At 56.7% G+C, this 24,534-nt stretch carries 11 protein-coding genes and 1 tRNA gene; 7 read left to right on the forward strand and 5 right to left on the reverse strand.

Annotated features, from left to right (window positions below; translation table 11 throughout):
• Positions 1 to 93: 93 nt before the first annotated feature.
• Positions 94 to 3,030 carry a glycosyl hydrolase gene (locus tag PW789_RS05400; protein WP_299372574.1) on the reverse strand — a complete coding sequence of 979 codons (2,937 nt, stop codon included), beginning with the start codon at positions 3,028 to 3,030 and terminating at the stop codon, positions 94 to 96.
• Between the two features lie 115 nt (positions 3,031 to 3,145).
• Positions 3,146 to 6,700: a TonB-dependent receptor gene (locus PW789_RS05405; RefSeq protein ID WP_299372577.1), complete on the reverse strand. Its 3,555-nt coding sequence runs from the start codon at positions 6,698 to 6,700 to the stop codon at positions 3,146 to 3,148.
• 297 nt (positions 6,701 to 6,997) lie between these two features.
• Here PW789_RS05405 and PW789_RS05410 point away from each other — a divergent pair, with 297 nt between their 5' ends.
• Together PW789_RS05410 and PW789_RS05415 are read left to right on the forward strand one after the other, a co-directional pair.
• Positions 6,998 to 8,296 carry a hypothetical protein gene (locus PW789_RS05410; protein ID WP_299372580.1) on the forward strand — a complete coding sequence of 433 codons (1,299 nt, stop codon included), beginning with the start codon at positions 6,998 to 7,000 and terminating at the stop codon, positions 8,294 to 8,296.
• Between the two features lie 297 nt (positions 8,297 to 8,593).
• Positions 8,594 to 8,668: transfer RNA gene (locus tag PW789_RS05415), tRNA-Gly, on the forward strand.
• Positions 8,669 to 8,897: 229 nt separating this feature from the next.
• Here PW789_RS05415 and PW789_RS05420 read toward each other — a convergent pair.
• Positions 8,898 to 10,142, reverse strand: coding sequence for a LacI family DNA-binding transcriptional regulator (locus tag PW789_RS05420; protein WP_299372583.1), 1,245 nt, complete (start codon positions 10,140 to 10,142; stop codon positions 8,898 to 8,900).
• A 199-nt stretch (positions 10,143 to 10,341) separates the two neighbouring features.
• Between PW789_RS05420 and PW789_RS05425 the strand changes: the two genes are divergently transcribed.
• The 4 genes from PW789_RS05425 (at position 10,342) to PW789_RS05440 (ending at position 19,548) form a co-directional block, all read left to right on the forward strand.
• Positions 10,342 to 13,695, forward strand: coding sequence for a TonB-dependent receptor (locus PW789_RS05425; protein WP_299372586.1), 3,354 nt, complete (start codon positions 10,342 to 10,344; stop codon positions 13,693 to 13,695).
• Between the two features lie 38 nt (positions 13,696 to 13,733).
• A complete protein-coding gene (locus PW789_RS05430) occupies positions 13,734 to 14,405 on the forward strand; it encodes an SGNH/GDSL hydrolase family protein (RefSeq protein WP_299372589.1) in 672 nt (223 codons plus the stop codon).
• Positions 14,406 to 14,786: 381 nt separating this feature from the next.
• The gene (locus tag PW789_RS05435) at positions 14,787 to 18,023 is read left to right on the forward strand and encodes a carboxypeptidase-like regulatory domain-containing protein (RefSeq protein ID WP_299372593.1); all 3,237 of its coding nucleotides are present in this window, start codon (positions 14,787 to 14,789) and stop codon (positions 18,021 to 18,023) included.
• A 31-nt stretch (positions 18,024 to 18,054) separates the two neighbouring features.
• A complete protein-coding gene (locus PW789_RS05440; protein ID WP_299372595.1) occupies positions 18,055 to 19,548 on the forward strand; it encodes a sulfatase/phosphatase domain-containing protein in 1,494 nt (497 codons plus the stop codon).
• Positions 19,549 to 19,759: 211 nt separating this feature from the next.
• On the opposite strand, the gene PW789_RS05445 is transcribed toward PW789_RS05440, so the two are convergent.
• Positions 19,760 to 20,494, reverse strand: coding sequence for an META domain-containing protein (locus tag PW789_RS05445; RefSeq protein WP_299372598.1), 735 nt, complete (start codon positions 20,492 to 20,494; stop codon positions 19,760 to 19,762).
• 177 nt (positions 20,495 to 20,671) lie between these two features.
• Positions 20,672 to 22,300 (reverse strand): S41 family peptidase, encoded by a 1,629-nt coding sequence (locus PW789_RS05450; RefSeq protein WP_299372601.1) that lies wholly within the window; start codon positions 22,298 to 22,300, stop codon positions 20,672 to 20,674.
• 292 nt (positions 22,301 to 22,592) lie between these two features.
• On the opposite strand from PW789_RS05450, the gene PW789_RS05455 reads away from it, so the two are divergent.
• Entirely contained in the window at positions 22,593 to 24,512 is a 1,920-nt protein-coding gene (locus tag PW789_RS05455) for a peptidylprolyl isomerase (protein ID WP_299372604.1), read from the forward strand.
• Positions 24,513 to 24,534: the final 22 nt, after the last annotated feature.

Genomic DNA, 24,534 nt, shown 5'->3' on the forward strand with positions numbered 1-24,534 from the left:
ACGGCTCACGAAGTAGAGTGCGCCCAACTGCCGTGTATCAGAACCAAGATTCACGGCATTAATGATTCACGGGTAGGTTTATAGCCGAGCTGCTTATCTCTCGATCACCCATTCTGCTGGTCCGAGGAGTCCGGACGGTAACAAGGGATCATTCGCGGCAGGCCTGGCGATATTAGTTTTTGTTGTTATGTGAGCGCCCGGTTGCGCATCTCCAATAAGGCGGTTGTGCCAGAGGTTGGTGACAGAGATCCGCAGGTCGTTTGTACCGGAGTGCAGTGCGGAATCGAAGCAGGTCGTGTAAGGCGCAGCCCAGAGAGCTGGTTGCGCCTGGCCGTTGAGGGTGACGGAGGCGATTTCATGCACGTTGCTGAAGCGCAGGCATGCGGTTTCGCCAGGGTTGAGCTTCGGCGCGATGATGCTAACGCGGTAGTTCACAGTGCCGGAGAAATATTTTATCGACTCCAACTGTGTCCAGCTGACGAGGTCTTTCAGGACGATTGGCGCGACACCGTCGATGTGGAGCGACCATGGTGCGTGGAGCTGGAGGGACTCGGTGCGGACAGGTTGCGGTACGACAGATGAGGTGCTGTGGGAGGTAAAAACAACCACGGCGGATCCAAAGGCGGGAAGCGAGAGCGAAAGCTGGCTGCGGTGATCCGTCGTAGATGTTGTCGGGATGGAATGGGTGACTCCAGCGACGGGATCCCAAAGCTCTGCCTGGCCGGTGGCGCGGAAGATGGCTGGAAAGGTTGTTGGTGTGGCTGCGGCGTTGCGCAGGAAATAGATCTCTGCGGCTGCTGTGTGGCGGTGGACGTAGTCGATGCCCTTGTTGCTGGAGGCGAGAAGTTGAGCCGTGGGAAGTTCTACGTCCGCCTTGATGTTGAGCTGCGCCAGTGCCGCGTGGGTGTCGTTGCTGCAGAAGAGATGGCCGGTGCCAACGGTGTGGCCGCCCTGCTCGCAGGAGTGCCAGATGGAGGCGACGAGTACGTTGTAGCGGCTCTGCGTTGCCGCGGTGACGTTGCCGGTGGGCGAGAGCGGCGGCAGCGAGACGACGGTGCCGCCGCTGTGAAGATAGCGGTCGACGAGTTCAAGTGTTTCGAGCGAGAGACGACGGCTGCGGGGAAGGGCAAGCACGCGCCAGCGAACATTTGACGGCGAGACCAGGTAGGCGCCCTCGATACGGATGTCGTGGAGAAGAGCATCCTGATTGGTGACGTCGTAGTCGTAGCCGGGAAGGACATGTGCAGGATCGTCCGCCTTGTAGCGCACGAAGCTCGGCACGTTGTCGCCGTAGTCGTAGAGGACATCGTTGATGGGGGTGCCCTGCTGCATGAGGAACTGCATGCGATTGAGGTAGTCGAAGAAGGGACGGCCTGCGTTCCACCAGGTGATCTTGGGGTTAAGGTGCGTTCCGGCGAAGTACTCCTGGCCGGGGAGTCCGGTGCTGGCTGGGCTTGAGGTGAACTCATGCCAGACGAGACGGTTCATGCCCTCGGTGATGCCCATGTCGAAGGACGGCTTGAGGTCGGCGGCGAGTGACTCGCTCCATTGGGGGCCGATGGAGGTCTCGCCTTCCTGAGCGACGAAGCGCTTGCCGTAGATATTCGCGGCGCTGGCGGCTTCCTTGGTGAAGAAACGTTCCTTGTCGTCGGCACGGTGAGGGTTCTGCGACCAGAATTCAGTCTGTGGCACAGCGGCATGGCGGAAAGTTTCGAGTGCATCGATGGGAGCGCCGTGAGGGCCGCCGCTTTCGGCCTGCGTGCCAAGCCCATATTTTTTGGCGTGGGCAGCGAAGTTGTCGTAGTGGTTATCAGCGATGAGATCGGCGACGGTGCGGCGGAGGTCGGTGAGAAAGCGTGTGGAGACGGAGCGGTCGCCAAGAATACGGCCTGCGACGATGGGCAGATAAGGGACTGGATCGTAGCCGCGCCGGGCGATGAACTCTTCGCGGAAGCCGTCTGTCCAATTGGTTCCACCCAGCTCCCAGCTGTCGGTGGCGAGATACTTCAGACTTTTGTAGGGCTTTGCGGCGATAACAAGGTGCTGCACGTTAGCGTCCCAGTAGTGATTGAACGCAGACTTGCTGAGGTGGTCGATCGCAAGGCCTTGCCAGGTGTCGCTGGAGGTGGAGACGAGTGCGCCGGAATCGGTGTAGCCGATACGGAGTAGCTCCCACTGACCTGCGGGGAGATCGATGTGCGCCTTGCCGCTGGCGTCAAGCTTGAGGAGACGGACATCTTTGAGTGAAGCGTCGGCGTATGTCTTGTCCCCTTTGAAGGAGGTGGCGAGGCCATCGTCGAGCATGTTCGTCGTGTCGGGCATACTGAAGCCGCTCTCGGCGGCAGCGGCGCGATAGAGGACTGTGGGTGAGAGGGTGTCGTCGTGCTTCTGCTCGGCTGCGGTGTGATGATCGCCCTGACGAGCGTCAGGCTGTGGCGCGAGTGGGGTGCCGTGGTGCAGCGGATAGGCGAGCAGAGCGATGTCGCGATAGAAGCCGTTTTTGCTGGGTGGCTTCGCAACCGCGAGCTCAAGCGGCTTGCCGCCCTGAATCGTGGTACGACTGAAGGTGAGGAGCTTGGATGCATCTTCGGGAGTGACTGTGGGACCGCCGAGGTTCCATCCGCTCATGATGTTGAGGGTGATCTCGAGTCCGAAGCGGTCCGCCTCGCGCAGGGCGTGGAGGTAAAGCTCGGTCCATGCGGGCGAGCCAAACTGTGGCCCGGCGGGGACAGGGCGATTGCCCTCCTGGCTGGCGCCGTTGGCGTCGACGAGCAGGGCTCCGCCGAAACCCTTGGCCTTCATCTCTTCCAGGTCATGGGTGATGGTTGCCTTGTCGGTATTGCCATTGAGCCACCACCAGTAACACCGCAGACGGGCCTGGGGCGGGGGATTCCGGAAGCCCGCGCGCAGGCTGGAGAGCGTATCTTTTGCAGGAGCAGGAGATGCAGTCGTGGCTGCAGGCTGCTGCGACAGGGACATGGCAGAGACGCCAAACAGGCTGAGGGAGACCAGAGCCCGGCAAGAAAACATCAGGTTTGTGTTCCTTTCCTGGAGGGTTGATTGTAGGCCGGTGAGGGGTGAAGACTCGCAGCGCGCAAGGATAAAGCCGCGACTGGTTTGTGGCCAGCCGCGGCATCGATAGGGATTAGAAGTTGATACGTGCGGTCAACTGGCCGATGCGAGGATCGTTGGCCTGCGTGAGCACAACCTGGCCGAAGGTAGAGCTGCCGATGGTGCTACCCGGCGAGTTGAAGTTTGGCGTGTTGAGGATGTTGAAGAACTCGCCGCGGATCTCGAAGCTGGTTCCTTCGTGGATCTTGAACTGCTTGAAGAGCGAGGCGTCGAGCAAAGGATGAATGCGTGCGCGGATGTTCATGACGGTACTGTTGTGCTGCGTGGTGTAGGCCAGCCGCTGGCGGAATGCGGGTGTGGGAGAGAGCGCGTCGCAGGCCGGTGCGCTGGCGGTTGAGGCAACATTGACGCCACTGGTGTTCTGGTAGCAGGTGTTGAAGTAGCGACCGTAGGTAGGGTTGCTCTGGCGCGGGTTGCCGATTATGTCGACGTTGGATGGAGCGTTGAGTAGCGGGCCGTTCTGCGCGCGCAGAACGCTGTTGAGCTGCCAGCCGCCCAGCAGTGTGCGGCTGACGAAGTTCATGGAGGAGAACTTGGGCAGCTCGACGGTACCGAAGATGTTGGCGACGATGGTTGCGTTCGCATCCTGGATGGAGGCCAGCCTGGATGCGAAGGCGTTGAGGTAGCTGGTGTGCAGCATGGTCTTCGACCAGGTCAGATTACCCTGCACCGAGAAGTGGTTCTTCATGGGGCGCTGCACCTGGATCTGCAGTGAGTTATAGGGAGCGCTGCCGACCGACGAATAGGACTGCGTGACGGAGCCGAACTCGGGGTAGGGAAGCAGAAGGAGGTTGCGAGCCACGGTGGCGTTGTTGAGGGTGGTCGTCCCCGTAAACTTGCCAGCCATGGGGTTTGCAATGGCTGCGTTGAGATAGGTGACGTTGGCTGCGCCCTGATCGTAATACTGCTGCGGCAGGTAATTGATGTTGCGGTTGACCTCAAGCCGGGTGGGGCGCGTGCCGACGTAGGCAAGCTGCAGCGTCATGCTGCCAGGCAACTGCTGCTGCATGCTGGCCGAGTACTGTACGCTCTTGGGCTGCACATGGGTCTGGTCGACAAAGCTGATGTTCTGGCCGAGCGCGGTAGAGAGACCGAGCGAGCTGCCGGTGGCGGCCTGTACTCCGGTGGGAAATGCGTTGTTAAGGCTGTTGAGCGGAGCGCTGGTGCTGTAGTTGTTGTAGCTGGTGGTCTGGCTGAAGCCGGTGCCGATAGGGTTCTCCAGCGTGTTGAAGTAGATGATGCCAAAGCCGCCGCGGAAGACCGTGTTGGGCAACGCCTGATAGGCGAAGCCGAGGCGTGGCTGCCAGTTGTTCCAGTCCTGCTTGTAGGGGTAACGGTTACTGGCGCTGGTGTACTGCAGGCCGCCGTTGAGGGTGAGTCCGGTGACGGAGTTCTGCAGCGGGTTGACGCAGGTGAAGCAGAACCCGGCGACCTGCTTGTTATAGCGCTCGGTGAAGGGCGACTCGTAGTCCCAGCGAACGCCGAGGTTGAGAGTCAGCTTGTTGGTGAAGCGCCAGTCGTCCTGGACGAAGGGAGCGGTGTAGACCTGGTTGAGGGCATAAGCCGCACTGATGTTGTAGGTCGCCGTGGTCTGGTAGCCCAGCAACATGGAGGCGACGGCATCGCCCGAGCTGGCGTCCGCGCCGACGTTGGTCGTGACGGAGTTCTTCTGCGTGAAGCGGCGATCGAAGCCGAAGGCGCCGAAGCCGCTCTGCGGGTTCTGCACGTTGTAGCGGATCAGATTGCCTTCGAAGCCGAAGCGAAGTGTGTGATGGCCGATGGACTTGGTAAGAATCTCGGCGAGCGCAGCGGTCATGTTGGTGCTGATCTGACCACCTGCACCGGCAGCGAGTCCGGCGTATCCATCGCTATTCCCGGAACCGGTGTTGGTCGCGTCGCTGTAGAAGCTGACGCCTGGAAAGGTGACATAGGGCAGGCCGGTGCTGGACATACCGAGGGAGCTGAGGTCGAAGTTCTGATTGCCGGGGTAGACGAGGCCGAAGGGGTGCCAGAGGACGCCTAGGCGGGAGTCAAGCACGAGCGATGAGGAGAACTGATGTACGTCGTCGATGCTGCCACCGCGGTTGTTGCGATAGACGCTGTATCCATAACCTGTGGGCCCGATACCTTTGGGAAAGCCCTGCATCGGGTAGTTCTGGGTGAGGCCGGAGCGGAAGAGGATGGCGCTGATCGTGTTCTTCGAGCTGATGGCGTGATCGATGCGAACGATGAAGGAGGGATAGGTGCTGGGGTAGGAGGTCTGCGTGGAGATGTAGTTGGGGTTGGTGAAGGTGGTTGCGCCGGGGACATTGGGCGACGGCAGGTAGGCGAGCAGCGCGGCGCCGCTGGCACTGATGCGAGGTGCGATGTTGTTGTTGGCGAAGTAAGCGGTGCGGTTGCCGTTGGCATCTACCGGCGAGGTGGGATCGTAGATCTGCACGCCCGATTGGCAGAGTCCGGCGGAGTTGAAGCCGCCGGTGCAGAGTGCCGAGAAGTCTCCGGTACGCTCGGCAGCAGTGGGGACGCGGGCCGAGTAGTTGATTGCGGTGTGTGAGGCATAGCGCTCGAAGGAGACCATGAAGAAGGTCTTGTCGCGGCCATCGTAGATCTTGGGAATATAGACGGGGCCGTCGACGACGAAGCCGGTCTGGCTGAGCTGGTCGTTGTTGCGCGGCGTGCGTGCACTGGTGGCCACGTTCTGGTTGGGGACCTTCTCGTAGGTATTGGCGTTGAGATAGGTGTTCTGGAAGACGTAGTAGGCTGCGCCGTGAAGCTTGTTCGTTCCGGTGCGGATGACGGTATTGGTGACCGTTCCATTGCCATGCCCGACCTGGGCATCGAAGATCGAGGTCTGGACCTTGACCTCCTGTACGGCCTCGGGTGAGGGGACGAAGCCAGTGTAGCTGGCACCGGAGAGGCGCTCTGCGGGATCATCCGGAATGCCGTTGAGCGTCAGGCGATTATGTCCCGAGTTGCCTGCGGCGACTACCTGGACGGAGACACCACTGAAAGGGTTGGTGAACTGGCTGGATTTGCTCTGAGCATAAGCGCCGGTGGTAATGCCCGCGGCCATGGTCGCCATGACGAACGGGTTGCGGCCGACGTTGGGGAGATCGGTGACCTCTTGTGCGCTGAGAGTTGTGGCGATGTTGGGCGATCCGGAGTCGAGCAGCGATGTCTGGGCGGCGGAGACGTTGACGACCTCGGTGGAGGTGCCGGGCTGAAGGCTGAAGTCGGACTGTTGGAGAGCACCGGCGGTAAGGATAAGGCTGGTGTGGGTCTCGGACCGGAAGCCGTTGCCGGTAGCAGTGACGCTGTAAGTGCCGGGATTCAGCGAGGGGAAGATGTATGCTCCGGCGTTGTTGGTGGTGACGGTCGACTTGAAGTGGGTGGCCGACTCTTCCGCCGTGACCTGGACGTTGGGAACGACGGCGCCGGTGGAGTCTTTGACTTCTCCCTGGATGCTGCCGAGATATCGCTGTGCCTGCAAGGTGACCGTTGCCAGAGAGAGAAGCATTGCGGCAAGGGAGAGATATCGCCCTGCGCGATGCGAGAAGTGCCTGATCATGATGCTGCCTCCAAAGAATCGAACAAAAAAACCTTTGTTTTATGAACGGCAGCCATCCTCGATTTTCCAGAAAACAACGGGCAAGTTAATTTACCGGAAAGGGAAGGTCTTTACCTGTTAAGAGGAGATGTAAGTATCTGTAAATAAAGCGTTATTGGTGGTAGCCCCAACCCGCAAGTTCGGTTCTCGCGATGAACGGTAAGGTTCGATGCCGGTCGTATTTTCAAGGTGCTAGACTTTATTCCGCCAGTAAGCAAGGTGATCATGGGTTCGCGGTCGGAGATATTTGTGGAAGATGTGAGCGATGCACAGCCGGACACGGCGGAGCGTCGGGCTCTGATCGACCGCGTTGCTGCGAGCGCACAGTTTGCCCGGTCGGCCAGGCTGCGCGACTTTCTGCTGTATGTAGGAAATGAGTCGCTGAAGGACGGCGTTCCGGAGATCCACGAGCAGGAGATCGGTGTCAGGGTCTTTGGGCGGTCGCCGAGCTATGACCGCAGTCAGGACAACATCGTCAGGGTGAATGCGTCGGAGCTGCGCAAGCGCATCGATGCGTATTTTAACGGCGAGGGCGCAGAGGAGCCGTGGATCTTCTCGATTCCCAAGGGCGGCTACGGACCGGTCTTCCGCCGCAGGCAGAGTGCTGCGCCTCTTGCGATGACAGTGGCTGCGGCTGACCCCTTGGTGTTGCCTCCCACCGTGACAGTAGAGCGTGCTGTTAGGCGTGGCCGGCCATGGGGGTGGATTGCGGTGACGGCGACGCTGGGCGTGTTATGCGGTGCGTTGTTGTGGCAGAACCATACCCTTCGACGCGGGACGAGCCTGTTGGACAGCGAGCCAACAGTAGTCGAATTCTGGTCGAATCTTGCGAAGGCGGCCCCACAGACTGACATCGTTTTACCGGATGCTTCGTTGAGCATGAGCGAGGAGATGCTGGGGAAGGAGATGTCGTTGAACGACTATCTAGAGGGAAATTTTATCCCCCAGACAAGCGATGAGAAGATAAGCTCCGATCGCCGGCAGGCCTTAAATACGATCTTCGGGCATAACCTGGTCACGCTGGGTGATTTTAATGCAGCACAACAGATCATGGGCTTGAAGCCGATTGTGCCCTCGTTGCGAATGACCCTTGGGCTTCTTTATAACGCCGATTCGATCAAGAGCCACAACGTGATTTTGATCGGTGGCAGGAAGGCAAACCCCTGGGTCGGGCTGATTGAAAAACGGCTGAATTTTACGGTGGATTATGACCCGAAGGTGCACGGAGTCAAGGTGACGAACCGGGACCCGGAAAAGGGAGAGCAAGCGGCCTATACCCCATTGGCGCAACCCAATCTTTCGACCGTCTACAGCATCGTGGCCTATCTTCCGAATCCCAGCCAGACCGGGTGGGTGATGGTTCTGGCGGGAACCGATTCCGATGCCACGGGAGCAGCGGCGGAGTTTATGACCTCGGAGGAGGGCCTGCAAACACTGAAGCAGAGGTTTCACTCCGGCGACCAGCTCCCGTATTTCGAGGTACTGCTGAAGGTTTCGCGGCTGAACGGAACCTCTTTCAGAGCCGAACCGCTGGCTTTTCGCATTCACAACAATTGAATATTTCTACGTACTTCGGACGAAGGTAATCCAGCAACTGCTCTCACCTTTCGTGGAGGGGCGTAGCGTAGTCGTTGCGATATCGCTGGCTGCGCATTCAGCCATTGAGAGCCTCCGCCCTACTCGATCACGAAGGTGGCACACAATGGTGAAGTATTTTGCCGAGCGCGAGTCATTGTGTGGCCAAGATCATTCAGGAAATGGCGAGGCAACGCAAAAGAGAGATTGGGTTGCTGAAACAAGAGGCTGCCTCCGATGTCCAGGGTCGCTATGAAGACGCTATAATCGCGACATAGAGCGGGAGTAGCTCAATGGTAGAGTAGCGGCTTCCCAAGCCGTTGGTTGCGGGTTCGATCCCCGTCTCCCGCTCCAAGTCACCCTCCAACATCGTCAAATTGCCCGGAAGCCTTATTCCGCGTAGGAGGTCATGCCCTACGGGTATCCTGACATGACGCATAGTCTCTCCCCTTCTCCGTGAACTTTCCTCCGCGCCGCCGAGATGCCGATTGAGTACGGGAACAAGGACAGGACGGAAAAATTATGTCTTCGCAACTTATCGGATGAAAGGTAAGCATCGCACTGGCCAGAGAACTTGATGACGCTACATCAAGTCAGCAGCTGATTTTGGAGGCAATTTATTGCGAGCGCGTTGGTGACGTGTTCCTGCCGTGAGGATCGTTGAACGCTGGCTTGTGGGAGGCTGGCAGGTGCCGCGTTTCACAAGCTGTGTAGGGATAACGACCTCAGGATAGTGACGTTCTGGATGTCTCACCTTGTTGATTGCCATTTCGGCAAGGCGGTCACCGATTGTCTCTGCCTCGACTCTGACTGTGGTCAGGCCTAAGCCTTTGTAGGGACCTCGCTGGTCATCAAATCCGATAATGCTTACCTGCTCCGGGACGCTGATCGACTCTTGTTGCAGGAACTCCCAGCAGCCGTATGCAATCTCGTCCGTGCCCGCGAAGATTGCGGTTAAAGGATGTTTCTCTTTCAGGATGGAACTGGTATAGCGAAAGCCATTGATGAATCGATCGTCAGAGATAGCAGCGGTCTGGGCGCGTGGAGTGAGACCCTTCTCCTGCATGGCCAAACGGTATCCCTCATAGCGATGGTTGAACCATGGAAGTGAAGTATCGCCGATGTACCAGATATCTCGATGTCCCATCTTGATGAGATAACGCGTAGCTTCCTGCGCGGCTGCAGTGTCATCAAAGCGCACCTGATCGACAGGAGACTCGCGCTTGTCTCCGACTAGGTTGTTCGCCAGAACCACATAAGGAACGCCTCGCTGCTCAAGTGCTTCAATAAGGTTCGGGTAGTTGGTTCCTGCCAGAACGACGCACTCGGCCATGCCACGAGCACGTACTGCCGGAGGCAGGGGAATGTTCTGTATTGGAAGATCGGGACCGTAAGAGAGCTTCGAAAATAAGACGTAAAAGTCGGTGGCATCACAGCGCCTGCTGACGCCCTCAAGAATGCGAGAGTGAAACGGATCGTGGAGGTCGCGATTGCTAAGGATAAAGGAGAGCACCGGCGTTGAATTCTTCGCCAGATTCTGTGCCCTGCGATTCGGCCGGTAATCCAGCTGCTCAATTGCAGCCACAATACGGTTACGAACGGCAGGCTTGACACTCGCCCGTCCGTTCAAAACATTCGATACGCTGCCGACGGAGACTCCTGACAGGATCGCAACATCTTTGATCGTTGCCGGGCCCGAAGACGCTATCTGATTTTTGTGTCGATTCATCTCAGTTTGAACGTTCATTTCCAGCAAAAATATTTGATGAAGTGCATAAGGAAATTCCTTATCGACGACTACTATACCCCTCCTGACGAGTAAATGCATTTGCTGATGAGATGCGCTAATAGTCCGGGTAATTGCGGGTATAAAAGCATTCCGTGCAGCCTTTCAGAAAATGCTTGACAGATAAAACACGCATACGTAATTATTCTTTCCGTCAAAAGTGAATCGGTTCATTTTAAGTTCATAAAACGTTACTCCGCACAAGCGGGGTCTCGCTTGTTCCACGTACAGGAGATCGTCTATGTACCGTGCATCCTCATTCGCAATACCCCGGCCCCAAACGCTCGTCAGCCTGTTTCTTCTTGGCATCCTTGCGATGCTCACGACAACTCAGGCGAGCGCACAGGTCCTTTACGGCCAATTGGTCGGCAACCTCGTAGACACAGCGGGCGGTAGTGTGGCCGGAGCTTCTGTCGAGGCGAAGAATACGGCAACCGGTATTGCGACCAGCATAACGAGCGACAGTTCGGGACACTTTCTCTTTCCTGCACTGGCAGCCGGTCCTTACACCTTGACTGTTACAGCGCAGACCTTTCGCGGTATCAGTTCACAGGGCATCATGATCCAGCCCAATACGGAACGACGCGTAGACTTCACGCTTGAGCCATCTACCGTCAACGAGTCGGTCACCATCGTTTCAGCTCCTCCCTCGCTTCAAACAGATCAGGCGAGCGTTTCGGCGCAGCTGGAGTCTGACCAGTTAGTCTCTCTGCCCGGCGGACCTGGGCCTGGCATGCGGAATATCCAGAGTCTCTATACCCTGGTGCCGGGCTTTTCGCCGCCTGTTCTGGGACACTCGGAGTCCGGAGTGCCGTCCGACACGTTAGTCTCGAACGTCAACGGCGTTTCGAATACGAACAACAACACGCGCATCGATGGTGCCAGCTCGATCTATGCGTGGGTGCCTGATGTGGCAGCTTACATTCCCTCCACGGAGGCAATCCAATCAGTCGACATCGTTACCAATAGCTTCGACGCGGAGCAAGGGCTTGCAGCGGGAGCAATCGTCAACATCGCAACCAAGTCCGGAACCAACCAATTTCACGGCAACGCATGGGAGTACAACACCGTAAGCGCACTGGCAGCCCGCAACTACTTTCTCCCGGTTACACAAGCGAATGTTCCCAAATACATCCTCAATCAGTTCGGTGCGAACTTCGGCGGACCGATTATCCGCAACCGCGCATTTTTCTTCGCTAATTGGGAGAGGTCGCGTCGATCACAGAACCAGAGCGGCTTTCAAACAATCCCAACGGCGGCGATGCGCAGTGGAAATTTTCAGGGAACCGGCTCAACCATCTACGATCCGGCAACGGGTAACGCGGATGGAACGGGACGCCAACCATTTCCAAATAACATCATCCCTGCATCGCGCATTGCCTATGCGGCTTCGCAGATGATGTCTATTCTGCCCGCGACAAATGTTTCGACGTCGGCATTATCGGCCAACTACTTCACCAGCGCCAGCGGGCAATACACGCGCGACATTATCGACAGCAGAGTCGATTACAAAGTGTCGAACCGGGCAACGGTCTTCGGGCGATATGGAATTCAAAAGTCAAATCTCTTTGATCCCCAGCCGTTAGAGAAAGCCGGAGGTACGCCGGTCGACGGGGGGCAGCCCGGTAATGCACCGAGCATCATTCAGGCTGTAGGTATCGGAGGAACCTATGCCTTCTCGGAGAGGGTACTGGCCGATGCAAACGTTGGCTTCTCACGTATTGGGCTATCGACTGCGAACACCGATCTCGATCAGAACTATGGTCTGACTTTTCTGCAGATCCCCGGAACCAATGGCCCGAACCCGTTACAGGCAGGCTTTCCGGCGTTCGTCATCAGCGGCCTTTCTTCGCTGGGCAATCCGTCCTCTCCTAATCCTCAGCTGTACCACGACAACACTTACACGACGGCTGCCAACCTGAGCTGGATTCGTCACGCACACTCCATGCGCTTCGGTATGGAGTTTCAGCGCTATCAGGTGAACCATTTCCAACCGCAGAACACCTACGGACCTCGCGGTGGCTTTACCTTTACCGGGGGCATCACATCGTTGAAGGGCGGTGCCGCGACGAACTCCTACAATGCTTTCGCAGATTTTTTGCTGGGTCTGCCACAGACGATGGGCAAAGATACGCAGTTCCTCAATCCCGGCACCCTGAGGGAGTCGGTGTGGGCTTTTTATGCGCGCGATCAGTGGCAGATCAGTAAAGATGTCACATTAAACTATGGCTTGCGCTACGAGGTGTATCCCTTCGCAACTCGCGATCACTTTGGCGGTAATGCCTATAATCCGCAGGATGGCAACGTCTACCTGGGTGGCTTAGGTTCTGTGCCAAAGACGGCTGGCGTCGACGCCGGAAAAGGAAACTTCGCTCCGCGTTTTGGACTGACATACCGCATTGGCGATAAGACTGTGGTTCGCGCCGGCTACGGTATCACCGTGAACCCGGACAGCTTCCGCAACATGCTTGTCGCGTATCCGGCGATCATCTCGCAGTCCTACAGTGGCAGCAGCAGTTATGCTGCTGGAGGAAATCTTGCGACCGGTATACCCGCAGCGGCCTTTCCAGATATCAGCTCAGGCGTCTTACGGCTTCCACTTACGCTGACGACGACAACCTATCCCCGAAAGTATCGCCGCGGCTATATCGAGTCGTACAACCTGGCCGTGCAGCGTGAACTCTTCCACGGCATGACTCTGCAGGCCACTTATGTCGGGACGCTGTCAATTCGTGAGGTCGTTGCTCTTAACCTGAATGCTGCCGCGCCTGGAACAGGGACAGCTGGAGGTGCGCTGTATCAGTCTCTGGGGACAACAGCCAGCATCTATCAAGAGACTCCAATGGGCACAGCGAGCTATAACGGACTGCAGGTCATCGCGAAGAAGAGGTTCGGAAATGGTGGCATGATCGGCGTCAATTACACTTACTCCCGATCCATCAATAATTACCCGGATAACTCCGATGCGACCCCGCTTGTAAGCTATCTGCCGGCCTATAACAAGAACCGCGGTGTGGCAGGCTTCGATCTTACTCACAACTTCGTGGCATATGGCAATACGCCCCTACCGTTTGGTAAAGGGCAGCCGTTCCTCAGCAAAGGAGTAGGATCGGTTCTGCTGGGCGGATGGCAGATCAATAACCTTCTAATTAGAACGAGTGGAACGCCGATTACGATCACCTCATCCGCTTCGTCGTTGAATGCGCCGGGCAATAGCCAATTTGCGAATCAACTGGTCTCACGGGTGAAAATTCTTGGCGGCCATGATTCTGCCCACTCTTACTTCGATCCGGCGGCGTTCAGTGCGGTGACGACTGCATCTTTCGGAACGGCTTCGAAAGGTTCCGTGCGCGGGCCTGGATTCTTCAACTGGAATTTCGGCGTTTCGCGTGCATTCCGCTTTGCTGAGCGTTATGAGTTTCAGATCCGCGGTGAGGCATTCAATCTCACCAATACTCCGCGCTTCGGCAATCCCGGGACGAATGTGTCGAATGTAACTACCTCTAATGGTGTGCAGAATCTAAACGGATTTTCCGTAATCACTTCCGCGTCGAACCAGCGGACCATGCGCCTGTCTGCGCGATTTAGCTTCTAGGAGTTGCTTTGATGAGACGATGGCTTTCGATTCTACTGTTGGGATTTGTCGCGCCTCTTTGTGGTGTAGCTCAAAACCTGCCCAAACTATTCCTTGTAGGCGACAGCATATCGATTTATTACACGCCGTTTCTGCAGAGCGACGTCGCCAACATCTATAGTTTCAGCCGCAAGACTTCACCCAAACCCGAAAGCATCGCCCAGCAGTTAAGTGACCCAGAGGTCCAGGGAGGCAACTCCCGCATGGTGCTCGAGTATCTCCAGAAGCGGTATGAGCAGGAGGATTTCAGGCCTGATGTTGTACTCATCAACTGCGGTCTGCATGACATCAAACGAATTCCACAGACAAATGCCATCGCGATCGATCCGTCCGAGTACCGCTCCAATCTGGAGAAGATGATCGCTCTGGTGCGTAAACATCATGGAAAGATCGTCTGGATCAACAGCACGCCAGTAGATGACGCGCGTCATAATTCACTCTCCAAGGAGTTCTATCGTTACGATCGCGACGTCATTCAATATAACGAGATTGCCCGCCAGATCTTTTCGTCCGCCGGTGCGCCTGTGATTGATCTCTATACCTTCACAAAACAACTGGGAGCTGGCCACTATATAGACCATATCCACTGGGATGAGGGAACCCGCTCGCAGCAAGCAGCCTTCATTGCGGGATTTCTTAGCGCGTCGCGTAGTTCTCATGTTCTGCCTTAGAGTCTGAACCTCTTTGCGAAGCAGGCCCGTGAGCACTTGTGGCAGGCGGGAAAGGCATTTGATTGACATGTAGGGCCAACGAAGCGTCTTGACAAATAGGACCGCAGCGCCGCAGCCTGTCTTTGCGATCGTGCGAATCTAGATTGAGCGCCTAACAAGGGGCTCCTTCGGTGTGATAAGCTTTTTTCCTATGCAGTCCCTTCCTGCCAAGCTAACGCTTTGTTGTTGCTGTTGACCATTTTTCAGCGGTCCGGCGAGAACTTGCGCGGTTAGCTCTTTTCTCTTATCTACCTCGATAAATAGCAAGTGACTTTAGTGTCTGTTGCATTTTTGTGCACGGTTTTCCCCTGCGCTTGTGACGCACGTCGTCAGAGAGGCTTTATGTTTTCCAAGCGATCACTCCTGCTTGTATTTGTTTTTCTGTTTTCTCTCAGATCTGTTTCTGCAGTTGCTCAAAGTTCAGGTAGTGGAACCCTGAGCGGAACCATTAGTGACAGTTCCGGCGCCGTCATTGCAGAGGCGGAGGTGACGGTTCGCCAAACATCAACTGGGATTGAACGTTCCACAAAGGCGAACTCCAATGGTTTTTATTCTCTACCCGCGTTACGTGCAGGCGAGTATATCGTCCTTGCATCTGCGCCTGGGTTTCAGCGCATAGAGCAGCAAGGGATTAATCTGCAATCGGATACGACACGCACTATTAATCTTCAACTGTCGGTGGGTGGGACGACGGATACGACGACTGTCACGGATGCGGCTCCGGCGATCGAAACCTCAGAGGGCTCACTCAACACGATCATCACGGGAACGCAGCTAAGTGAACTTGCGACAAATGGGCGTAACTTCACGCAGTTTCTTTCGCTTGGTACAGGAGTAAGCAGTTCGCAGACGGGACAGCGCATGGGGGTGGGACAGGAAGGCAATCCTCTCACATCTGTCAACGGCGGCCGCATCAACTCAAACGCCTTCACCTATGACGGCATCCTGGCGATGGATACAGGTGGCAACCGCGGACTCAATCTCTTTCCTCCCATGGAAGCGATACAGGAGGTCCAGGTTCATAAGAGCAACTACACGGCAGATATTGGCTCGTTCGGCTACAGCCAGGTGAACGTCGTGACACGTTCCGGTGGCGAGAAGTATCACGGAGACTTGTACGAGGTGTTTTCGAACGACGCACTGAATGCGCGGAACTACTTCAATACTTCGAAGCCACCGCTACATGACAACAACTTTGGATACGATTTCGGCGGTCATCTTCTTCCTGGTGCCAAGGGACGGTTCACACGCAATCTCTTCTTCTTCTGGTCGCAGGCCTTTGATCGCCGATCCGGGCCAGAACTTACCAGCTTTACTTCAGCGCCGCAGAGTACCTTCACTGCGACGACACCGACTGTTGCGCAGAGAACGGGAAACTTTGCTGGTTCCGCGCCGATTACGAATCCTGCTACCGGACTTCCTTACGCAGGCAACCAGATCACGAACATTGATCCCAACGCAACAATCTTATTGAATGCATACTTTCCGTTGCCGAACAGTACAAGCTCCTCGAACTACGTCATAAGTCCTAAGAGTCAGACAAGCTGGCGCGAAGAGCTAATACGTATCGACGCAATTCTGTCTCCCAGTGATACGATCACGGCGCGCTATGCGCACGACGCCTGGAGTCAGCAGCAGGCAATTCTGAAACCATCTAATCAGTCTTTCGCAACAATCGGTGGTTCCTTTTCAAAGCCGGGGCAGAATGGCGTTCTCCAGTGGACACACATCTTCTCGCCCACGCTGCTTAATCAGGTGACTGTTGGCTATTCGCGCAATCAGATTACACAAACGCCAAATAGCGATGGACAGCGTCCGTCCGGACTAACAATCCCAAGCTTGTATAACGCAAATATCTACAACCTGATTCCTACGATCACAATTAGCGGGTTTTCCTCGATTGGTGCGCAAGGACTTACGAACAACACAAACAACGTGTACACCTGGCGTGATGATCTGACAAAGCAATTGCACAATCACTCAATCAAGACAGGATTTAATATCCTGCGTATTCAGAAGTTTGATCGATTCCCATATGGCGGACAAGCCGGATCCTTTAGTTTCACAGGGTCTGCTACCGGTAATGCGTTGGCCGATTTTCTTACAGGGCATGCTTTCAGCTACGTAGAACAGAGCAATGTTCCTAACGTGTATCTCTTCTCGAATATGTATGAGGCCTATGTGCAGGATGACTGGAAGGTCACTCGCAACCTGACGCTCAACCTGGGGGTGCGCGACACGATCTTCCAGGGAGCGCCTAACGGCTACGACAAATACGACCACATCTCTGGCTTTGTACCCAGTCTCTATTCCGCTGCGGACGCACCCATCATTACTTCAACGGGAACGTTGGTTGCCGGCACTGGCGATCCCCTCAACGGAATCATCACGCCAGCGAACAAGAAAGGGCTTGATCTTCCTCGTTCTCTCACAGGTGCGCGGAACAATATTGGGCCGCGCATAGGCTTTGCGTGGTCTCCGTTTGGGTCTTCGACGACGTCTATTCGTGGCGGGTACGGCCTGTTTTATCATTGGGACAATGACAATCATGAGAATCTGAGCGGTAATCCGCCATTCGCGCAGTCTGCCACGATCTACAACACAACGCTCACGGGTTTCGCTGCTGGTGCGCAGACGCTTTTTCCTCCGACGCTCGCTGCATTTGATGTTCGTAAGCTCTATCCAACGGTGACGCAGTACTCCCTCACGATAGAGAAACAACTTCCTGGATCCACGGTTCTGTCGGTAAGCTATGTGGGCAACAGCGCGCGTCACCTGGATCAGACGCCCAACATCAACCAGGCTCAGCCTAACGCTGCAGTTGCAGCGGGAACGGTCAACGTGAATACCGTGCGGCCATACAAAGGCTATGCGGCCATCAACTACGATGTGCGCTCTGCTTCCGCGAGCTATAACTCGCTTCAGGTTGATGCACGCCGCCGTTTCAAGAACGGATTTCTTTTTGAAGCCGCATACACATATTCCCGTTCATTGGGTTCGCAGGTGGGGCAGAATCAGTTCGTGAATGAGAAGGGGCCAACCGCATACGACAGACCACAGAGTTTCACGATCAACTATGTGTACGACCTGCCGTTCTTCCGTGGTAACCGCAGCCTTATCGCCTACACACTCGGAGGTTGGGAGGTCAGTGGCGTATCCACCTTTCAGGGAGGAACGCCGGTGACCCTGACAATTGCTGCGGATCGCGCTGGCGTTGGGAATACGGGACAGCGACCGAATGTAACGGGCCCTGTTACCTATCAACATGGCAACATCAATAATTACTTCTCGACGGCGAACTTCACTCAGCCAACGTTGGGGACTTTCGGCAATCTGGGACTCAACACTATTCGCCAGCCTGGTCTGAATAGCACTCAGTTCAACCTCTCCAAGAAAGCAACGTTCCGTTTCATCGGCGACACACCGGTAACGGCGAAATTCGAAGGGGAGTTCTTCAATCTCTTCAATCACCCCGCTTTCAATGGGCTTGGGACGACAGTTGGTGCTGCGACGTTCGGGAAGATCACTTCAGCGCTCGATCCACGCAATATCGTTTTCAAGGCGAAGTTCTCTTTCTAAATACACCTGCCGAATGGACGAAAGGATTTTCATGTCAGAAGCAAATGAACAGCGTCACGAGATACCGACTTTCCAGCAGGGGGCGACGACCAGACGCGACTTTCTGCAAGCATCGCTTGCGATTGCAGGTACTGCAGCGGTCTCGACAATAGCGCCAACTTTAGCCGTGGCCCAGGGCAAGCAGAAACGTCCCAATCTTGTCTTCTTCCTGGGGGAGGGACAGCGTGCCGACGCGCTTTCTATCGCAGGCCATCCAATCCTCAAGACGCCGAACCATGACCGCATAGGACGTGAAGGCATCCGTTTCACAAATGCCTTTTGCACAAATGCACTTTGCGCCCCGGCACGCGCAACCGCACTGACCGGCATGTATTCGCGTTCCACGGGGGCTCTTGACAACACCAAGGGCCATATACCGTTAGCTGCCGACATTCCGCTCTTTACCGAGATCTTGCAGAAGGAAGGGTATGAAGTCGCGATCCTGGGCAAAGTCCATACCCGGAACGGAGTGGAGGAACGGAACTGGGATTACTACTTCGGTCACAATAGTCCCGGGAACGATTACGCAAACCCGCTGTTCAAAGAGGGGCACAAAGGGCAGATCGGACCCCAGAAGCAGTACCAGGCCGTCTATCCGGACGACCTCACTACAGATCGTGCAATCTCATGGATTGATGAAGATCGCGGTGACAAGCCCTTCTGCGTCCTCATTTGGTTCGTTGCCCCGCACGAACCATTCTTCCGTCCGCGTCGTCATGCAGATCTCTACAACGGCATAGCTATCGCGAAGCCTTCAAGCTTTGATGACGACCTCAAGGGATATCCAGGTAAGCCGAAGAGTTTTGTTGATGCGGAGAATAAGCTTGGTACGACGTCTTCACACGTTGCCTGCGGTTCCCTTGAAGGTGTGGCAAAGGACTACTACGCGGGTCTGGTTGCTGTGGATGAGAACATTGGCCGCATTCTCGATCATCTGGAGAAGAAGAATATTCTCGACGATACGGCCATTCTGCACACCTCTGACCATGGATACTTCCTGGGGGAATGGCGGCTCTTCGACAAGCGTCTGATGCACGAGCCGTCCATCCGCGTTCCATTCCAAGTGCGCTTCCCCAAACGCATCCCCGCCGGCACGGTGCGGGAAGAGATGATTCTGGATACAGACATTGCGCCAACGTTGCTCGATCTGGCAGGCATTCCTACTCCAGCCCATATGCAAGGTAAGAGCATATTGCCTCTTGCAAAGAAGACAGACCCAGCCTTCCGCGAGGAGTGGTACTACGAGTATTACGAGTGGCCGAATCCAGAGAACGTCGCCCCACATCGTGGCATTCGGACGGATCGGTATAAGTTGATCCAATATGTTCAAGATCCGTCAGAGGGAGAGCTTTACGATCTTCGAGTCGATCCGAGTGAGCACAACAATCTTTATGGCAGACCCGAGTCTGCCACTCTCCAGGCTCACCTGACAGAGAGATTGAATGCCTTGCGCGCCAAGATTCCTGAGCGTAAGGAAGTAAGTTAGAGTTGCATCCGTAGGAACGGGAGCAACTGGGCGTGAGCCTCCAGTGGAATCATCGATAGCGTGAGCAAAACGAAACCGAGTCAACAGCCCTTGGTGGGGGCTCTTGACTCGGTAGGGCGCAAGCGTATATCGAGGTTGGAAGCCGAGTCCAATAACTCTGGGTCATCCTCACTTCAACGCCGATTTGATCCCGCCTCCTGCTTACTTTGCTCTACTTCTGCAAGCTTGCTGTCAGTTTTGCCAGGACCGTTCCTGAGCCGTCCGACAAGCTCAGTGAACTTCCGTCTAGCTTCCATGTTTGGACTTTCTGAAGTGCGGCCAGAAATGCCTGTTCCGTGTCCATGCCATGCTGGCAGGCCATCATGGTGCTGGCAACGCCGTTGAAGTGAATGCTCTCACCCCGGACCATGTAGCCTCCCATGATGCGATTGCAGCCACCTGAACCTGAGACGCGTTTCTCTTTGGCGTGAAAGATGAGGTTTGGAGCGTGCTCCTCTCCTATCGTCTTGACCGGCTTGCCGTTCAGCTCGGTGAGCTTCCAGAGCGTGCCTTCTAGAGGAAGATCGGCCGTGGAGATTTCGCCCGCAGGAGTCGCCGGCTTCTTTGCGGTGGTGCTTCCGGAGGGGACATGTTGCATCACGATCATCTCTCCGATCTCGGAGCCGTGGCCCAGCGTGAGTACCTGCTTACGCTCGGAGCTGGTGAACAAAAGATGTCCCTGCACTGTGACGCGTGCTCGTACGACGTAGATATGGTTGGTGACGATCTGCGCCGGGTCGTAAGGAATCGTGAACTGGAACGGAGGATTACCAGGATCTTCTTTGCGATACTCGCGAATCACTATCGCGGGTGCATCGGCGCGGGAGACGTCTTCAAGAGTGGCCGCAAAGACTGCGCCCTGCGGTAGAGCCATCCTCTCCCGATAGGTTGCCGTTCCGGAGACCATTAGTGGTTGCTGGCAAGAGGCCGAGAGTGCTGCCGCCAGAAGGGAAGCGCCTGTGATTCGGGTGATCAAGGACAATTGGAACCTTCCTCTCTTTATGGATGGTCTTCCTGGTCCTGCCGCAAAGAGAAGACGCCCGCAATCAGCACGGGCGCCTTTCCTGTCGTTTCGTCCGTCCGATCAATGGGCCGGAGGATTATTCTTCAGTGCCAGCTTCAGGTGATCCTGCAGGGTCTGTGCCTCAGGGATGAAGGTCACCGCCTTGGCGATCTGCGGGTCCCACTCAGCACGTACCTTGAGTCCATCGAGCTGTCCGAACTGCGAGGTGAAGAGGTCGCTCTTGATGCTCTCTTTTACCCAGTCCTGTACGCCGGCGATGTCCTGATCGGTATATTCGATAGCCGGGCTCTGCGCCTTCAGGAAGTTCTTGAACTCCTGCAGAACGGCATCGTCCACAACGAAGTCCTTGTTGACGGAGCCGTGCTGAGCGAAATAGTGCTTGCTGAAGTTGAAGAACGCATACCGGCTGAGCAGCGTCTCCTGGAAGCGGTTCGACTTGACGTTATCGATCTTCTCGTCCGGCGTAATGCCGCCACCACCGTAAACTGTGCGGCCCGAATCCGTCAGCTTCACCTCGAGATTCGACTTGTCCTTGGGCTGCGTCGAGGAGTCGCGCACATAGTAGTAGTCGTAGAGCGAGACGTTATTGTAGTTACGCTGAATCAGGCGGCCGGACGGCGTGTAGTAGTGATAGGTCGTGAGAGCCAGCCCGGTGTTCTCGGTGATCTGGAAGACCGTCTGCACCAGGCCCTTGCCGAAGGTGGTCTCTCCGACGATCAGCGCACGATCATGATCCTGTAGTGCTCCCGAGACGATCTCCGCAGCGGAGGCGGTGTTGCGGTTGACCAGGACGACGATGGGATACTTCGTATCCGAGCCATGCGATGCGCGATAGACCTGGTCGGGGAAGGCACGTCCGCGCTGCGAGACGACGATCTGCCCCTTCTGCAGGAACTTGTCGGACATATTGACGGCTTCGTTCAGAAGGCCGCCGGGGTTGCCGCGCAGGTCGATAACCAGACCGTTGATGTCGCCGAACTTATCCAGCGCATCGCCGACCTCGCGGCTGGTCGTCTCCATGAAGTTGGTGACGTGCATGTAGCCGATGCCGGGTTTGATCATGAAGGCAAGGTCAACCGAAGGACGAGACACCTCATCGCGTACAAGGTCGAACTCCAGCGGCTTCGCAGAGCCTTCGCGGCCCATGGTCACAACCACATGGGTATTGCGCGGTCCCTTCAGCATGGTGGCGACGCCTGCAGAGTCCATGCCTTCCGTGGTCTTGCCGTCCACTGAAAGGACGACATCGCCAGGGCGTACGCCTGCTTTGTAGGCAGGGGTTCCTTCAAACGGGTACAGCACAACAATCTTGGTGCCGCCCTTGGCCGTCGGGTCTGGCTGTGGCTGGATGGTCATGCCGACGCCGTAGTACCGTCCATGCTGGTCTTCGCGCATCTGCGCGTAGGCCTTCGGGTCATAGAAGCTGGAGTGCGGATCGAGCACGTGCAGCATCCCGGGGATAGCGCCGTCATAGATGGCCTTATCCGTCTTATCGGTCGTCATCTTGTCGGCGTAGTTCTGCTCGACCAGGGCGTAGACATTGGTGAAATCGTGCAGGCTGTCGCGCAATGTCGATTCGTCGCTCGCCGATTGGGCCGAGACGCGCTGGTTGATGAATGATCCGGCGACGGCGCAGCTGGCCAGAAAGACTGTGGCGGAAAAGAGTGCGCGACGTGTGCGGGGTGCCATCGATTTGCTTACCTCGTAACAGCGGGACTGGAAACGCTGGACCGTGCCTCGACGCCCAGATCTCTGGATCTGAACGCCGTTCTTTAACTATAGACTGCGTCCACGGTTGGACGGAATATAGCATCGGCAGGTAAGCCGGGATTCCGTGTGCAGAACAGACATTTCGCCTCCTAGCCCCAACGGATTAGAATATGGACGGATACCGTCCGGCAGTTGCGGAGGAGTCCAAACCGGCAGGACGGAAGCGGGTGGCCGGTGCCCGCGAGTTCCTTAATTCTTGATACGAGTGACGATGACCTTTCGAATTTCGCAGTTCAGGGCAGTATGTGGGCTGGGCCTTTTGGCGTTGCCGGTAGCGGTTCTTGCCCAGGCTCCCCGCTATCAGAGCCCCCTTCAAATGCCCAATGCTCCGCAGCAGCAGCTCCAGCTGCCCAAGCCGGCCGCTATCACCCCCAACGGGGTCGTCGTCGAAGACGTGATCGTTCGTGTCAACGACCAGATCATCAACCGCAGCGATCTGGAACGCAGTGTTCACCAGCTTGAGGCGGAAAATCAGCAGAATCAGGTCCCTGCGGACGACGCCGCCGACCGGCAAAAGAATCTGTTGCGAGACATGATCGACCAGCAGCTTCTGCTCTCGCGCGCCAAGGAGATGGGCCTGAACGCGGACGCCGAAGTCATCCGCCGTCTTGATGAGATTCGTAAGCAGAACCATCTGGACTCGATGGAAGATCTCGAAAAGGCGGTCCAGCAACAGGGCGGCGTCTCTTTTGAGGACTTCAAGGCCAACATCCGCAACGGCATCCTGACCCAGCAGGTGGTGCGTGAAGAAGTGGGTCGCCATCTGCAGATGACGCAGGGGCAGGAGCAGGCCTACTACGACCAGCACAAGCAGGAGTTTGCCCAGCCGGAGCAGGTTCGCCTGAGCGAGATTCTGATTCCCACGCCGGCCGATGCCTCCGAAGCTGTCGTCGAGCAGGCCAAGGCCAAGGCCGATGGGATTGCCGATAAAATCAAGACCGGCAGTAGCTTCGATGATCTTGCCAAGGCCAACTCCGGTGGACCGACTGCATCGCAAGGAGGCGACCTGGGCCTGTTCAAGCGCGGCGCTCTCGCTAAGGTGCTGGAAGACCAGACCTTCCCCCTCGCTGCCGGTCAGAACACCGCCCCCATTCGTACCCGCCAGGGCTTTGTGATCCTCAAGGTGACGGAGCATCAACAGCCGGGTATCCCGGCGATGAAGGATGTTGAGCCCCAGATTCAGGAGGCGATGTACATGCAGGCGATGCAGCCTGCACTGCGTACCTACCTGACCAAGCTTCGTGAAGAGGCCTTCATCGACATCAAGCCCGGTTTTGTCGACAGCGGTGCCAGCCCGCGGCAGACCAAGCCTGTCTTCAGCGCTTATGCGCCGCCAGCTCCGAAGAAAAAGCAGAAGCAGAAGGAACGCTTTGACCGCGGTGGCCGTTACTCAACCGTAAGCAAGACAACCGCGCCGCCGCCGGCAGCTCCGGCTCTTCCGGCCGCAGGAACTGCTGCTGCTACGGCTGCTGCAACTCCGACGGCACCTTCTTCTGCCAAGGTCAGCTCCAAGCCTTCCAAGCCGAAGAAGATCAAGCGCGAAAAGATTCGCTTTGGCCAGGCTCCGCGGAATGCTCTTCCTCCAGGACCGCAGGAGACGTCGGTTGGTGCCGGTGCCGGTGCTGCGACCTCCACCCAGGCTGGTGACGCTGGCTCGGCGGTCGCCCCCGGTGTCGCGATGGCTCCCACCGAATCCACGACGCAGGTAATTGGCTCGACAGATGCCGACCCACTTGCCCCGAAGCCGGCTTCATCGGCGAAGTCCCGCTTCTCGGACCGCGCCAAGACCGAAGCCGCGGACAAGGAAGCCAGGAAGCAGGCTGCGATCAAGCAGAAGGCTGCCTTCACCCCCGCAGCGCCTAATATCCAGGAGAAGGCCGACGAGAAGGCGCACGCAACCCCGTTCGGTCTCAACGGCGATACGGCGACCAAGAAGAAGAAGAAGCGCCAGAAGGGTGAGGCCAAGCAGCGGCTTCAGAATAAGCCCGTGGAGAAGCCGGCAGAGGCTCCTGCGCCTGCTCCTACGGTCAACCCAAACCTTGGAGCGACCCCCTCGGGCATGACGCCGACTCCGGTGCCCGCAGCAGACACCACGCCTCAGGCACCGCAACCGACTCCTCCACAGCAGTAATCCAACCGAGCATTAAGCAAAA

This window comes from Edaphobacter sp. (assembly GCF_028283685.1).
Taxonomy (GTDB): Bacteria; Acidobacteriota; Terriglobia; order Terriglobales; family Acidobacteriaceae; genus Edaphobacter.